General features: G+C 36.6%; 13 protein-coding genes and 1 other annotated feature. Of the genes, 2 read left to right on the top strand and 11 right to left on the bottom strand.

Going from position 1 to position 14,782, the window contains the following annotated elements; genetic code table 11:
• Window positions 1-155: 155 nt before the first annotated feature.
• From LRP84_RS07325 to LRP84_RS07335, 3 genes are all read right to left on the bottom strand, one after another.
• Complete coding sequence (locus LRP84_RS07325; RefSeq protein ID WP_230574477.1) at window positions 156-3,527, bottom strand: SH3 domain-containing protein; 3,372 nt, start codon at window positions 3,525-3,527, stop codon at window positions 156-158.
• A gap of 262 nt (window positions 3,528-3,789) precedes the next feature.
• Window positions 3,790-5,220 (bottom strand): proline--tRNA ligase, encoded by a 1,431-nt coding sequence (gene proS / locus LRP84_RS07330; RefSeq protein ID WP_230574478.1) that lies wholly within the window; start codon window positions 5,218-5,220, stop codon window positions 3,790-3,792.
• Window positions 5,221-5,265: 45 nt separating this feature from the next.
• Window positions 5,266-5,469: a binding site (T-box leader), on the bottom strand.
• A gap of 104 nt (window positions 5,470-5,573) precedes the next feature.
• Entirely contained in the window at window positions 5,574-5,849 is a 276-nt protein-coding gene (locus LRP84_RS07335) for a YesK-like family protein (protein WP_230574479.1), read from the bottom strand.
• Window positions 5,850-5,998: 149 nt separating this feature from the next.
• On the opposite strand from LRP84_RS07335, the gene LRP84_RS07340 reads away from it, so the two are divergent.
• Complete coding sequence (locus tag LRP84_RS07340) at window positions 5,999-7,312, top strand: alkaline phosphatase family protein (RefSeq protein WP_230574480.1); 1,314 nt, start codon at window positions 5,999-6,001, stop codon at window positions 7,310-7,312.
• A 96-nt stretch (window positions 7,313-7,408) separates the two neighbouring features.
• Window positions 7,409-8,695 (top strand): MFS transporter, encoded by a 1,287-nt coding sequence (locus tag LRP84_RS07345; RefSeq protein WP_230574481.1) that lies wholly within the window; start codon window positions 7,409-7,411, stop codon window positions 8,693-8,695.
• A gap of 182 nt (window positions 8,696-8,877) precedes the next feature.
• Here the strand turns inward: LRP84_RS07345 and LRP84_RS07350 are convergent, their stop codons facing one another.
• The 8 genes from LRP84_RS07350 to LRP84_RS07385 form a co-directional block, all read right to left on the bottom strand.
• Window positions 8,878-9,111 (bottom strand): YxzE family protein, encoded by a 234-nt coding sequence (locus LRP84_RS07350; protein ID WP_230574482.1) that lies wholly within the window; start codon window positions 9,109-9,111, stop codon window positions 8,878-8,880.
• 17 nt (window positions 9,112-9,128) lie between these two features.
• Window positions 9,129-9,440, bottom strand: coding sequence for a thioredoxin family protein (locus LRP84_RS07355; protein ID WP_230574483.1), 312 nt, complete (start codon window positions 9,438-9,440; stop codon window positions 9,129-9,131).
• 11 nt (window positions 9,441-9,451) lie between these two features.
• Window positions 9,452-9,823 (bottom strand): DnaJ family domain-containing protein, encoded by a 372-nt coding sequence (locus LRP84_RS07360; protein ID WP_230574484.1) that lies wholly within the window; start codon window positions 9,821-9,823, stop codon window positions 9,452-9,454.
• A 156-nt stretch (window positions 9,824-9,979) separates the two neighbouring features.
• On the bottom strand, window positions 9,980-11,521 hold the full coding sequence (locus LRP84_RS07365; protein WP_230574485.1) for an ABC-F family ATP-binding cassette domain-containing protein: 1,542 nt from the start codon (window positions 11,519-11,521) through the stop codon (window positions 9,980-9,982).
• 391 nt (window positions 11,522-11,912) lie between these two features.
• Window positions 11,913-12,662 carry an ABC transporter ATP-binding protein gene (locus LRP84_RS07370; RefSeq protein WP_230574486.1) on the bottom strand — a complete coding sequence of 250 codons (750 nt, stop codon included), beginning with the start codon at window positions 12,660-12,662 and terminating at the stop codon, window positions 11,913-11,915.
• Entirely contained in the window at window positions 12,659-13,651 is a 993-nt protein-coding gene (locus LRP84_RS07375) for an ABC transporter substrate-binding protein (protein WP_230574487.1), read from the bottom strand. Before LRP84_RS07375 ends, LRP84_RS07370 begins: the two co-directional genes overlap by 4 nt.
• A complete protein-coding gene (locus tag LRP84_RS07380) occupies window positions 13,648-14,448 on the bottom strand; it encodes an ABC transporter permease (RefSeq protein ID WP_230574488.1) in 801 nt (266 codons plus the stop codon). The genes LRP84_RS07375 and LRP84_RS07380 overlap by 4 nt, the downstream gene beginning before the upstream one ends.
• Window positions 14,396-14,716 (bottom strand): MTH1187 family thiamine-binding protein, encoded by a 321-nt coding sequence (locus tag LRP84_RS07385; RefSeq protein WP_230574489.1) that lies wholly within the window; start codon window positions 14,714-14,716, stop codon window positions 14,396-14,398. Before LRP84_RS07385 ends, LRP84_RS07380 begins: the two co-directional genes overlap by 53 nt.
• Between the last annotated feature and the right edge of the window lie 66 nt (window positions 14,717-14,782).

The following is a 14,782-nucleotide window of genomic DNA, read 5'->3' on the forward strand; positions in this document are numbered from 1 at the left end:
GCCCTCAACGCTTATATGTGAATTATTTTTTGCCCAATTCTAAATGTAACTCTGTTTGTACATAATGACTTTACAAAAATTTACCTATTCCATCTAACTTAATGCTCATATTACTCATCTCTATGTAACATAAAAGTTATGAAACTATCTATTTTTTAGTATGAAGATACAAGTTTTACAGAATCTGCTTTCGCATACACACTCGTATATGCCTTGTTATCAGAAACCAGCTCATAATATGTTCCATTTGAAGTTTGAATCGTTCTTTTAATTGCAACCATAATATTACTGGATACTGAACTAGCTTGTTCGTTAGCTAAATTTTTATATAATACAGATCCTTGTTGCAGCATCCCCAGTTGGTATTTATTTAAATCTTTTCCACCATTCATAGCATCGAGTCTATTCATAAGAGAACCAATTTGTTGTCCCCAATTCTCATCACTTGCATACATGACATTCATACCTTGTGATTTATCTCCCAAGTTCCCGCCATTATATGTCCAGCCATTTGGATTTAAATAATTTTGATCAATATATGAAGCGCAGAAATCAATACCTTCTTCCCATGTATTAAACGCCGTTGCACCGTTGTATGGATCAGAATCTACCGCTCTAAAACCAAATAAATTTTTCTTATCTTGCGCAATACGACTTTTTCCCCAACCAGATTCTAAAACGGCGTGAGATACTAAATATCCTGCATTTAAACTATATTTTTGTGCTGCATTAACGAAATATTGCCCAGTTCCAATAAGCGGACTATCTGGACTATATTTTCTGAGGAAATCATCAATATCTTTCCCTGTATAAATAGATGTAACGCGAAGCGGCATATATTCAAAATATTGATAACTATCTTGTCCACCAATTTGTGTTTTATCAAATGCCTCATAACGCTCACCTTCTTTTAAATGCTTCGACGCATTACCAATTTGAGACGTCGTATACTTTTTCGAAGAAGCATTATATGCGTAGTGATATAGCTTTCCATCTTTCACGGTATAGTATGACGTTGATTCATGAAGCATGTTTGGATATAAAGTTACATCGTTTATATTTACATATCCTGTGGTATCATCAATTTTTACATAAACACGATCCCCAGCCACTTTTACAAATTTTAAGTCAGCTCCTTCTCGTACATATGTTAACTTCTTACCAGTCGCGATATCATAAATATTAACCACACCATTTGCTCGTACAAAACCTTGTTTCATATTCACAACTTTACCATCGCTAACAATATAACCATCTTCTTGCATTGTTTGTAGCTCTTGTTCTGCTTCCATCCCATTAGACTTTTGAACTTTTTTCGTCGCTGTGACCACTTCATAAGAAGATGCTTGTTTTAATTTTAAGAACTGTAAAGACACATAACCTTCTACACCATTCGCTCGAACTTTTGCCCAACCATTTTCCTTGCTAAGTACTGAGACTGACTCACCATTCTTCAAGCGTGCTACAACTGAAGTACTTGTAGAAGGACCTTGGCGCACATTTAATAAAGCTGCATTTACAATTCCTCTTTCTTCTGTCACTTGTCCTTTATTTCCATCGTTAGCATCCGAACTCGTACTAATTTGCACAAATTCTAGTGAAACATAGCCTTCTTTTCCTTTGTATGCAATCTTCGCCCAGCCGTTTTCTTTCCCTAATACTGTTACCTTCTCACCTTGTTTTAAGTTTCCGAGAATGACACTGCTTGTGTTCGCGGCGCTTCTTACTCGTAGGCTTGTTGCCGTTATCGTTCCCGTCTCTTGGGTACCCGTTACGATGTTTTCTGGCGGCTTTTCTGCTGGTTTTTCCGCTGGCTTCCCTTCTAACTTCACAAATTCTAGTGAAACATAGCCTTCTTTTCCTTTGTATGCAATCTTCGCCCAGCCGTTTTCTTTTCCTAATACTGTTATCTTTTCACCTTGTTTTAAGTTTCCGAGAATGGTACTGTTTGTATTTGCTGCACTTCTTACTCGAAGGCTTGTTGCCGTTATCGTTCCTGTCTCTTCGGTACCCGTTACGATATTTTCTGGCGGCTTTTCTGCTGGTTTTTCCGCTAATTTCTCTTCTAATTTCACAAATTCTAGTGAAACGTAACCTTCTTTTCCGTTGTATGCAATCTTCGCCCAGCCATTCGCTTTCCCTAATACTGTTACCTTCTCACCTTGTTTTAAGTTTCCAAGAATTGAACTCGTTGTATTTGCTGCACTTCTTACTCGTAAACTTGTTGCCGTTATTGTTCCTGTCTCTTGGGTACCCGTTACGATGTTTTCTGGTGGCTTTTCTGCTGGTTTGCCTTCTAACTTCACAAATTCTAGTGAAACGTAACCTTCTTTACCTTTATACTCAATTTTCGCCCAGCCGTTTCCTTTTCCCAGTACCGTTATCTTCTCGCCTTGTTTTAAGTTTCCGAGAATGGTACTCGTTGTATTTGCTGCGCTTCTTACTCGTAGACTTGTTGCCGTTATTGTTCCCGTCTCTTGGGTACCCGTTACGATATTTTCTGGTGGCTTTTCTGCTGGTTTTTCTACTGGTTTGCCTTCTAATTTCACAAATTCTAGTGAAACATAGCCTTCTTTTCCGTTGTACGCAATCTTTGCCCAACCATTCGCTTTCCCTAATACCGTTACCTTCTCACCTTGTTTTAAGTTTCCGAGAATGGTACTGCTTGTGTTTGCTGCGCTTCTTACTCGTAAACTTGTTGCTGTAACTGTTCCTGTCTCTTGGGTACTCGTTACGATATTTTCTGGCGGCTTTTCTGCTGGTTTTTCTGCTGGCTTCCCTTCTAATTTCACAAATTCTAGTGAAACGTAACCTTCTTTACCTTTATACTCAATTTTCGCCCAACCATTTGCTTTCCCTAATACCGTTACCTTCTCACCTTGTTTTAAGTTTCCGAGAATGGTACTGCTTGTGTTTGCTGCGCTTCTTACTCGTAGACTTGTTGCCGTAATTGTTCCTGTCTCTTGGGTACTCGTTACGATATTTTCTGGTGGCTTTTCTGCTGGTTTTTCTGCTGGCTTCCCTTCTAATTTCACAAATTCTAGTGAAACGTAACCTTCTTTACCTTTATACTCAATTTTCGCCCAACCATTTGCTTTCCCTAAAATTGTTACATTCTCTCCTTTTTGAACACTTCCAAGAAGAGTACTACCTAAAACAGGACTATTACGAACATTTAAACGAGTTGCTGTTACAACACCAGTTTCGCGTTGTCCATTGTTAATACTCGGTTGTTGCTTAGATTCTATTGCAGGTTTCGTCCCTACTATCTTTAAAAACTGCAGTGAGACATATCCTTCTTTCCCATTGTGAGAAATTTTTGCCCACTCTTTTTGTACTTCTAATATTTTCACAGTTGTTCCTTGCTTTACTTGCCCAATAATTGGACTTTGTGTTGTTGGTTGTTGGCGTATATTTAAATTCGTTGCGTTTACTGTCGCTGTGCTTTCTTCTTGTGCAAAAGCATGTGTGGAAATAAGAGAGGCTGCTGTTGCTATAAGTGTACCCGCTATTAGTTGCTTTTCCATTCTCTTCATATTTTATAAGAATATAAGGATTATTATATTCTCAGTTCACTCCCTTCCCATATTTTCTTATCTAATATTGTAGCATGAATACTACTATCCTCTGTGTTTGAAAAATGTTAACAATCTATGAAACCACATACAAATTCATATCAAGAAAATACACCATACACTATTGAAAAAGGCTAGCATTTTGCCAACCTTTTTCGCCTTTAATAGGCCCACTTGTACTTACTTACTATCATCTAATCACTATACGAATTCTTTAATACGCCTTACCCCAATACACCATATGCTTCGCATCTTTCTCACAGCACACACATTGTTTAGCTAATTCCTCTTGTTCAAATGGCATACAACGTGATGTAACACCTACTTCTTCTTTCAACTTTTCTTCACAAGCAAGACTTCCACACCACATCGCTTTAATAAACCCTTGTTTTTCTTCTGCTACTTGTTTCATTTCTTCAAAAGTAGTAGCTATATATGTTTTTTCTTCACGAAATACTTTTGCTTTTTCAAAAAGAGACTGCTGAATGTCATCAAGTAATGTTGTAATACGTTCTTCTAATTCGTTTATAGATACAAATTCTTTCTCTTTTGTATCACGGCGTACAAGGACAACTTGATTTTTTTCAATATCTTTCGGCCCTACTTCTAAGCGAATTGGTACTCCCTTCATCTCATATTCATTAAACTTCCAGCCTGGTGTTTTGTTGCTTGCATCCATTTTCACACGCGCAACTTTCTGAATACGAGTTTGAAGCTCAGTTGCTTTTTCTAACACGCCTTCTTTGTGCTGGGCAATTGGTACAATCATCACTTGCATTGGCGCAATCTTTGGTGGTAACACAAGTCCATTATTATCGCTGTGTACCATAATAAGTGCACCAATCATTCTCGTTGTTACACCCCAAGATGTTTGATGTGCATACTGCCATTTTCCATTTCGATCTAAAAATTTAATATCAAACGCCTCGGTGAAGTTAGTGCCAAAGTTATGTGACGTGCCCGTCTGTAGTGCCTTACCATCATGCATTAAACTTTCAATTGTATAAGTTGCTTTAGCACCTGCAAACTTTTCTTTTTCCGTCTTCTGCCCTTTTATAACTGGAATAGCTAAATACTCTTCACAAAACGACGCATATATATCTAAAATATTAAGCGTTTCTTGCTGTGATTCTTCCGCTGTTTCATGAATTGTATGACCTTCTTGCCATAAAAATTCAGTTGTGCGTAAGAACGGACGCGTTGTTTTTTCCCAACGTACAACTGAACACCATTGGTTATATAACTTTGGTAAATCATTATACGACTGAACAATTTTCGAGAAGTGCTCACAGAATAACGTTTCTGATGTTGGACGAACACAAAGACGCTCTGCTAATTCTTCACTTCCTCCATGTGTAACCCACGCTACTTCTGGTGCAAAACCTTCCACATGATCTTTCTCTTTTTGAAGTAAACTTTCTGGAATAAACATTGGCATATACACATTTTCATGCCCTGTTTCTTTTAATTTTCCGTCCATCACTTTTTGAATATTTTCCCAGATCCCAAAACCATATGGACGTAAAATCATACATCCTTTTACGCTCGAATAATCAACAAGCTCAGCTTTTTTAACGATATCGGTATACCACTGTGCGAAATCTTCTTCCATTTTTGTAATGGCTTGTACTTGTTCTTTTACCATCTACTTTTCCTCCTTCAAAAAAATAAAAAAAGCTCGTGTCCCTATAATAGGGACCGAGCTTTTGTCGGCGTTACCACCCTGATTCATATACAATATGTATATGCTCTCTTGTTTGATAACGGGAATATCCCGCTGCCTATGCAGAACTCAAAGGTAGGTTCCATATTGTCTTTTAAGAATCTCTCAGCCACCGGATTCTCTCTCTGCAAAAAGATTGAACATGTACTAATCCTTTTTCATCGTCATAACAATATAAATTTGTTGACTATCATAATACACACTTCATTGTAAAGCAATATAAAATTTTCTGATTCTTGTATATTCTTTTCATTTTATTTTGTTTTATACTTGTATTATATATATTTATCTCGAAAAAATTTTACAACTTGGTGAAGTAACATCCCAATAATTGTTCCAATTAGGATAAAGAAACATAGAAAACCATATCCCATACCTTCCCATCCACCAATAAAAAACAATGTGAATAAAAAACAAACGAAACAAATTATAATTACAATAAGCCCAAAGGCAATGTCAAACGAACGGTTCGGAAAGCTTTTTCGTAACATAAACGAAATTAAAAAAACAACAACCGTTGTGATAATACTGATTATCCAAAAGATCTCCACCTTTTCCACCCCCTTCTCCTCCTAAATGTATTATATGTTATAAAGTCTAAAAATTTAAAAAATACTTTTTTCTAAAGATAAGTTTTTATCACTAAATACTAATAGTAATATATAAAAATAGGATATAGAAACTTGTGGAGGTATTTTCTATGAACAAACCTGTAACAAAGCATGTTGTTATTTTATCTTTTGATTGTTTATCAGCTTTAGATTTTCCTATATTACAAACACTTCCTCACTTTCGTTCTTTACTGAAACGCGGTGCGTACGCTGAAAAAGTCGAGAGTATTTATCCATCTGTTACATATCCAAGTCATGCAACGATTGTGACAGGAAATTATCCTGCAAAACATGGCGTTGTAAACAATACACTGCTGCAACCTGGAAAAGAATCGCCCGACTGGCACTGGTACCGCCGTTCTATTAAAGGAACAACCCTTTATGATGAAGCGCGAAAAGCAAACTTAAAAACAGCTGCACTTCTATGGCCTGTCACAGGAAAAGCAAAAATTGATTACAACATGCCTGAAATTTTTCCAAATCGGCCATGGCAAAATCAAGTACTCGTCTCCTTATTCAGTGGAAGTCCATTGTATCAATTAGGATTAAATCAGCGCTTTGGTCATATTCGGAACGGTTTATCACAACCAGAGCTAGATGATTTTGTTCTCGCTTCTGCGGTACACACAATTCAAACGAAAAAGCCAAACCTTATGTTTGTTCATTTTACTGATTTAGATACACAGCGCCATTATCATGGATTTTCTTCTGAAGAAACAGTAGCAGCTATTCATCGCCATGACAAACGTCTAGGTGCAATTGTTGAGGCGTTAAAAGAAAGCGGCATTTACGAAGAAGCAACTATCATTGCACTCGGGGATCATAGCGCATTAGATGAGCATAAAGCTATTCAATTAAATGTCTTATTGCGTGAAAAAGGATTCCTTACTGTGAACAAAAAAGGAGAAGTAACAAATTGGAAAGCCTATTGCCAAAGCTGTGATGGTTCAGCATATGTATACGTAAAAGATAAAAATGATACAGACACAATTGGAAGTTTGCACCGTCTGCTGCAAGAAATCATGCAAGATGAACAAAACGGAATTGAATTTCTATTAACCGATGAGGAAGCAAAAGATCTCGGAGCTGACGGAAATTGCCTCTTTATGCTTGAAGCACGAGAAGGGTATTACTTTTTAGAAAATCATACTGGAGACTTTATAAGAGAGATTACAAGAGAAGATGTAACCTCTAGCAAAAAATATACGTTTGGTACTCATGGCTATTCTCCATCAAAACCAAATTACGAAACAATTTTCATGGCAGCTGGTAAGGGGATTCGTCAAGGAGCAATTATTCCACGTATGCGACTTATTGATGAAGGTCCTACAATTGCAAGACTGCTTGGATTACATCTCGGTGAAACAGATGGCACTGTTATAGAGGAGTTATTATACATGTAAAGTTAAGTAAAAGCTTTGTAAAGATTGCGTCAGTTTCTCTTTTTTACACATGCTTTTTTGTACAATAACATTAGATTAGTTGGGGGAGGAACAAATATGAAAAAAATGTCCAGGCAAGAAAAGAGCTGGATATTATACGACTGGGCAAACTCAGTGTATTCACTCGTCATTACAACTGCTTTATTTCCAATCTACTTTAAAGCAGCTGCTAAAGAAGCTGGACTTGCAGGCACAACATCAACTGCGTATTGGGGTTATACCAATTCCTTTGCAACACTTCTTGTGTCTATACTTGCCCCAATTCTTGGTACGATTGCCGATTATAGAGGATTTAAGAAACGTTTTTTCACATTCTTTTTCCTATTAGGTATTATTTTTACAAGTATGCTGGCAGTAGTACCAACTTCGCAGTGGATTCTCTTACTTTGCTGTTATATGCTCACTTTAATTGGATTTGCAGGAGCAAATATTTTTTACGATGCTTTTTTAATAGATGTGACGACAGAGGAACGCATGAATCGTATTTCCACACGTGGATTTGCCCTTGGCTATATCGGAAGTACAATTCCATTTATAGGCTGCATGGCCCTTATTATTCTTTCACAAAAAGGTGCTATACCATTATCTGTCAGCGTGGCAACTCAAATTTCGTTCGCAATTACAGCGCTTTGGTGGGGACTATTTACCATCCCTATGTTAAAAAATGTTGAACAACGTTATTATATCGAACGCGATCCAAATCCTGTTACTACAAGCTTTAAACGCCTTATTCATACATTTAAAAATATCCGTCAATATCGAACAGTTTTTTTCTTTCTCCTTGCCTACTTCTTCTACATTGATGGAGTCGATACAATCATCACAATGTCAACAGCATATGGAACAGACCTTGGAATTAGTGCAACAAACCTATTAATTATTCTGTTCGTTACTCAAATCGTCGCCGGCCCATTTGCACTATTATATGGCAAGTTATCAGAAACATTTACTGGAAAGAAAATGTTATATGTTGGTATTATTATTTATATTATTATTTGTACGTATGCTTATTTCCTAAAAACAACGCTAGATTTCTGGATTTTAGCGATGCTCGTCGCTACTTCACAAGGTGGTATTCAAGCGTTAAGCCGCTCCTATTTTGCAAAGCTCATTCCAAAAGAATCCGCAAATGAATTTTTTGGATTTTATAACATATTCGGAAAATTCGCTGCGATTATGGGACCTGTTCTCGTCGGTGTCACAACGCAGTTAACCGGCAAAACAAACGCTGGCGTGTTAAGCATTATCATATTATTTATTATCGGTGGATTTCTTTTAACACGCGTACCAGAAGTATCTTCCGCTTCTGTAACACCACCTTCGCCAAAATCAGAAACATTATAATAAAAATCTCTCCCATCTTATGTTAGAGGGAGAGATTTTTTTGCTATTGCTTACAACAGCCTCTCTTACTAATCAAACGTTTGTTTAATAGATTTCATCACGGTTTCATACAATTAATCAAACGTTTGTTTAAATTTAAAAACAAAAAATGCGCCTTCTTCAGACGCATTTCCATATTAACTTCAATCGCCACCACAACTTCCACCATCTCCGCCATCTCCACCAAAAGAACTATCGCAATCTCCTGAACTCTCACTAGGTCCTGCGAAAAAAAATGGTGTAGCAGTATACGTTGTACTATCCGTTGCATCAGACTTATATTGTTTTCGTGCCCGCTTTCTTTCACTAGATACAATTACTTTTACAATAATCCAAAATAGTATAATAAAAAGCACAGCACCTACTAATATTTCCATTTTAAATCCCCCTTTCACTACTCAACCATTTGTAGAATACGATTTATATTCTCCAAAGAAATGAAACGAGATTCTCGTACTATTTCTTTTCCACCGTGAAATAGTAAAACGGTTGGTGCAGTCAACACTAAATATTTCGCTGAAATTTCCCTCATGTCCTCTAATGAAACAACAATTTTTTCCACATTAGGGTAAAGTTCAAGTAATCGCATTATTTTTTCAAGCATAACGTCACATACACCACAATCCGCAGTTTTAATAAATAATAGACATAATGGTTGTTGCTCAATATATGCTGCTAATTCTTCTACATTTGAAAATTGTTTCATACGAATCCCTCTTACATAAATTTTTGAAATATCTTTTTACGATATATGCCAAATACTGATGTTTCTTTTAATTTACGCCTTTCTAGCAGTTGCTGAAAACGAAGTGATTTTGCGGTTAATTCTTCTTGTAATTTTCTTCTCTCTACCTCATCATGACAACAAGCAATTAAGTCTTCAATTTTTAACATATCTTTTTGTAACTGCATTTCTTCAGGAATCATACCAGCATTTTTTAAAATTTTATAACTTATACGAAGCTCTTCTGGAATCATCGATAAATCTTCTAACTCAAGAGGTTTCCCTTTCCCCGGAAGATCTTCAAAATCACCGTTTTTCATCGCTTGACGAATACGTTCCTCAGCAAGAATTGAAAAGATATCCATAATACCACTTCCTCTAATGTATTCAAACTCTTTTCTACAGTTTATCCTGCTATTCGCGGGCAGTAAGACCCCCACCTCAAGATGCAGAAAGAACTAAGAAGATAGGTGGGGGATACCCCCGATTGGTTCAACTAACAGGAAATACTTCTCTTACTATTAAACACGTTTACACCAATCTTGCACTGTCCAAACTTGCGTCACCCACTCTTCATAAAAAGCAGGTTCATGAGAAACTAGTAACACCGTACCTTCATATTGCATGAGAGCTTCCTTCAATACTTCCTTAGCTCGAACATCTAAATGGTTAGTCGGTTCATCTAAAACGAGTATATTACTTTCTGTTAACATCAATTCACATAAACGTACTTTCGTTTGTTCTCCACCACTTAATGAGCAAAGCGGTTGTCCAATATGTTCTTCTGTTAAACCGCACCTTGCTAGAGCCTGCCTAATTTCTTTTTGAGTCATATCAGGTCGCAATGACCATACTTCCTCAAGCGGTGTTTGCTCTGAAGCAAATTCTTCTTGTGCAAAATATGCTGGATTTACTCGCTCCCCTATTTTCACAATACCACTTAAAGGCTGCAAATGTCCCAGTAACGTTTTTAACATTGTTGTTTTCCCAATACCGTTATAGCCGACGATGGCAATTTTTTCACCGCGCTTTACTTGTAAATCAATTGGTGCGAATAAAGGCTCTGTATAACCAATTTGCATATCCTTTGCCTCTAAAATCCGACTCACAGGATCACAGTGAACATGAAACGTAAAACGTGGCTGCAATGCAGAAGTTGGTTTTCCGATTTTGTTTATTTTTTCTAATACTTTTTCGCGGCTTTTTGCTTGTTTTGCTTTACGAATTTTATTCTTTTGAATAAAATTCTTTAACTTTCCAATTTCTCTTTGCTGCCTGTCATACGCCACTTGTAATTGCTGTTTATTTTGTTCATAGTTTTTTATAAATGTCTGATAATTACCTATATAACGTTTCATTCCTTTATGTTCTAAATGATAAATTACATTGGTAATTTCATTTAAAAACCTTTCATCATGCGAAACCACAATGTAAGCATGTTCGTAATTTTTCAAATACCCTATAAGCCACTCAATGTGCACGTTATCGAGATAGTTTGTTGGTTCATCAAGTAATAAAACATGCGGTTCTTCTAATAATAATTTTCCTAATAATAGTTTTGTTCGTTGGCCGCCGCTTAGTTTTTCCACCTCACGCTCCATACCAAGTGCTAAAATCCCTAATCCCGCAGCAACTTCCTCTATTTTTGCATCAATATGATAAAAATCAGAATGCTCTAGTATACTTTGTAACTCTCCGTATTGTACTAACAATTGCTCAAGATTATCACCTGCTGTTGCCATTTCTTCCGCTATTTGCAACATATTATATTCAATATCATATAGGTGTACAAAGGTACTTTGTAAGTATTTCATAACAGTTGTGCCAGCTTGCAAATCACTATGTTGCTGTAAAAAACCGACATTTACATGAGGAAACCATTCAACCTTTCCTGCATCAGGAAGTAACTCTCCCGCTATTATACGCAGTAATGTGGATTTTCCTGCTCCGTTGCTCCCTACTAGGCCAACACGCTCACCTCGAAGTAAGCGAACACAAATATTTTGAAAGATTATTTTATCCCCGTACATATGGGTAACATTCTCAACTGATAACATACTCATTTTACTCTCTCCTTTTCGCTTCACGTACAAAGCCAAACGAGAGAACAGCATGATAAAAACAATATTCAATTAGCTGAACATAAAAATGGGTAAGGTGAACACACCTTACCCATTACAATTTATTATTGTAAGAAAGGAATAAGGTTCTTTATCTACTGTCTTCTAGTCGGCTTTTGATCAAAAATTGGGCATACTTCTCCCTTATCAAGCCAAAACCATTTGAAGAACAGTTGATAAAGTCATCTTATCCTTTCACTCCTTTTGAAATCATTATTTTCTCATAATAATAGTATAAACAAAGCTCTTATATCATATTCTTCATTTTTCTTTTTGTTCCTGCACTCAAAAGAAAAAACTCTTAACAAATTAGATTTGTTAAGAGTTTTTTCGTCTATTTCCTCATATAAGGAGCCAATATTTTTAATATCTCTGTTTTATCTTCTTTTAGTTCTTCAGAGGTTAACATATTCATTGTTCTAGGTCGTGGCAAGTTCACCTTGACTTCTCCAACAATTGTTGATGGTTGCTGCGACATAATGAAGACACGATCTGATAATAAAATAGCTTCGTCTAAATCATGCGTGACCATAATAATGGTTTGCTTTCCTTTTTGCCACGATTCTAATAGCCAGCTATGAACTTCCATTTTTGTAAATGCATCTAATTTCCCAAAGGGCTCATCAAGCAGCATAATCGGTTTATCACATAAATACGTACGTAAAAAACTAACACGTTGCCGCATTCCACCGGATAAAGCATCTGGGTAATGATTCGCATATTCATCAAGTCCAAATTGCCTTAGCGCATCCATACCAGCTTCTAATCGTTTTCTTTTTGGCTGTCCCTCAATTTCTAAAGGCAACACAATATTATGAAGAGCAGAACGCCACGGAAGCAAAAGATCTTGCTGCGGCATATAGCTGACAATCTCCCGATTCATAACGGATTGATTTTCGTAAAGTACATCTCCCTCATTTGCTCCTTCAATTCCGGCAATAATGTTTAATAATGTACTTTTTCCGCAACCACTTGGCCCAACAAAGGAAACAAACTCTCCATCCTGAATTGAGACGTCCATATGCTCTAGCACTGTTTTCCCATCAAATGTTTTCGTAACGTCTTTTACTTGTAATCCGCTCATTTTTCGCTTGGAAGGAATTCGTTTGTAAAGGCCGCGTTCACATCAATTTTCTTTTTAATGACTTTATTGTCATATAAGAAATTCATATAATTGGTCCATACTTCTTCCTTCTGTACTCCCCACGCTTTCGCATCATCTTGATATTTCGTACTTAACCATTTTTGACTTTCTTGCACTAACTCTTTATTGATGTCAGGTACATTTTTAATTAAAATATCCGCTGCTTCTTTCGGTTCCTTAATTGCAAAGTTATAACCATCTGTTGTTGCTTTCATAAATTTCTTCACAAAGTCTTTATCTTGTTTTGCATGTTTTTCACTTGTAATAATAACAGGACTATAATAATCTAATGCTGGATCTAAATCTTTTAACATAATTGTATTCAATTCAATACCTTGTCTCTTTGCCTCAATTCCATCCCAGCCATAATAGATCCACTCAAAATCAGCATCGCGGCCAATAGATTTAAAGAAATCAGTTTGTCCAAGTACAACATTCTGTACTTTACTATAGTCAGCTTGATGCTTATCCATAATTGTTTTTAATGTCGCTTCTTCTGCTGGTGCACCCCAGCCGCCATATCTTTTTCCTTCAAATGCCTTCGGTGATGTTATGTTATCTTTTTTTAGAGACGCGAACGCAGATGTATTATGTTGAATAATTGCCCCAATTGATACAACTGGAATGTCTTCTACACGTGCTGTTGTTACGTTTTCTTGGTAGCTTACACCAAAGTCAGCCTTTCCTGATGCAACCATTTGTTCAACAGAAGTATTATCACCTGGCTGAATAATTTCTACATCTAATCCTTGTTTTTTATAGTAATCTTTCGTCTTTGCTACATATAAACCAGTATGGTTTGTATTTGGAAACCAGTCCAATACCACTGTTACTTTCTTCTCTTTACTCTCTGCTTTCTTGTCTGCTGAGCAACCTGCAAATGTAAATAGTAGAGAAGCTGCTAATAGCATTTTTAACCCTTTTTTCATTTTCCCTCATCCTTCCTGTAAATCCATGGTGCTGTTAGTCTTGCCATCAATTCAACAATAAAATACAACAATAACGTCATCCCAACAATAACAAAGGCTATTGCAAATACACGTGCTGTTAAAAAAGATTTTGTTGCCCTTGTCAGCATAACACCTAGCCCTTCACTTGCACCAAGCCATTCTCCAATAATAGCGCCCATTACGCTATATGTAACTGCAATTTTTAATCCTGAAAAAAAGTATGGCAATACTGCTGGAAATTTTACTTTTTGATATACTTGCCACTTGCTTGCTCGCATCGTTTGAAGTAATTTCAGCATTGCTTTATCTACCGTTTGAAAACCTTCTAAAATGCTAAGCGCAATTGGAAAGAAGCATACAAGAATAACAACCATTACTTTTGGCAGCATTCCATAGCCAAACCAAATAATAAATAAAGGTGCGAGCACGACAATCGGAATCGTTTGCGAAATCACCAATAGTGGATTAATTAAGACACGGAACAACGGAATGACGTCCATAATAATTGCAATGCTCGTTCCAATTACAATCGCAAAAAATAATCCGATTAAAACTTCTTGCAGCGTCTGCACCGTATTTGGAAGTAGTAAATCTTTCATTTCTATAAGTTCACGTACAATCGCAGAAGGCTTCGGTAAAATCCACGGTTCAATATGAAATACTGACACAGCCCCTTCCCATATTGCAACGAGAAAAAGAAGCCAAACCATTGTAATCGTTATGTTAGATCGTTTCTGTTTTTTCATGCTCTTCACGATACTTCCACACTTTTTCATCAATCGTTACACCTGTGCTTGGACGATAGTGAATTTTAATAGAAGTAATGACTTCTTCAGCTCCATCATCTATACAAGCTTGCTGCGCACGTTTGATGATATCAAGAAGCTCATCTAATTCCCCTTCCATCGTTGTTTCCATCGCACCAACTTCATAGCGTACACCAGATTGCTGAACAACCTCAATCGCTTTATCTACAACTGTATATACATCTTTCTGCTTTGCTTGTGGTACAACTGAAAATGAAATCGTAACTTGCTGTGACATACTAAATTCCTCCTTATATTAAATAGGTTTCACGAAAAAAGAAAAGGCTTTCCTGCCACGGAGCAG

Source organism: Bacillus rhizoplanae (assembly GCF_917563915.1).
Classification (GTDB): domain Bacteria; phylum Bacillota; class Bacilli; order Bacillales; family Bacillaceae_G; genus Bacillus_A; species Bacillus_A rhizoplanae.

Bases quoted from the DNA above. Each gene is read 5' to 3' on its own strand.
- LRP84_RS07350 (WP_230574482.1), bottom strand. From the start codon at position 9,111: ATGGAAATATTAGTAGGTGCTGTGCTTTTTATTATACTATTTTGGATT.
- LRP84_RS07340 (WP_230574480.1), top strand. From the start codon at position 5,999: ATGAACAAACCTGTAACAAAGCATGTTGTTATTTTATCTTTTGATTGT.
- LRP84_RS07355 (WP_230574483.1), bottom strand. From the start codon at position 9,440: ATGAAACAATTTTCAAATGTAGAAGAATTAGCAGCATATATTGAGCAA.
- LRP84_RS07370 (WP_230574486.1), bottom strand. From the start codon at position 12,662: ATGAGCGGATTACAAGTAAAAGACGTTACGAAAACATTTGATGGGAAA.
- LRP84_RS07345 (WP_230574481.1), top strand. From the start codon at position 7,409: ATGAAAAAAATGTCCAGGCAAGAAAAGAGCTGGATATTATACGACTGG.
- LRP84_RS07325 (WP_230574477.1), bottom strand. From the start codon at position 3,527: ATGGAAAAGCAACTAATAGCGGGTACACTTATAGCAACAGCAGCCTCT.
- LRP84_RS07360 (WP_230574484.1), bottom strand. From the start codon at position 9,823: ATGGATATCTTTTCAATTCTTGCTGAGGAACGTATTCGTCAAGCGATG.
- proS (WP_230574478.1), bottom strand. From the start codon at position 5,220: ATGGTAAAAGAACAAGTACAAGCCATTACAAAAATGGAAGAAGATTTC.
- LRP84_RS07375 (WP_230574487.1), bottom strand. From the start codon at position 13,651: ATGAAAAAAGGGTTAAAAATGCTATTAGCAGCTTCTCTACTATTTACA.
- LRP84_RS07380 (WP_230574488.1), bottom strand. From the start codon at position 14,448: ATGAAAAAGTGTGGAAGTATCGTGAAGAGCATGAAAAAACAGAAACGA.
- LRP84_RS07365 (WP_230574485.1), bottom strand. From the start codon at position 11,521: ATGAGTATGTTATCAGTTGAGAATGTTACCCATATGTACGGGGATAAA.
- LRP84_RS07385 (WP_230574489.1), bottom strand. From the start codon at position 14,716: ATGTCACAGCAAGTTACGATTTCATTTTCAGTTGTACCACAAGCAAAG.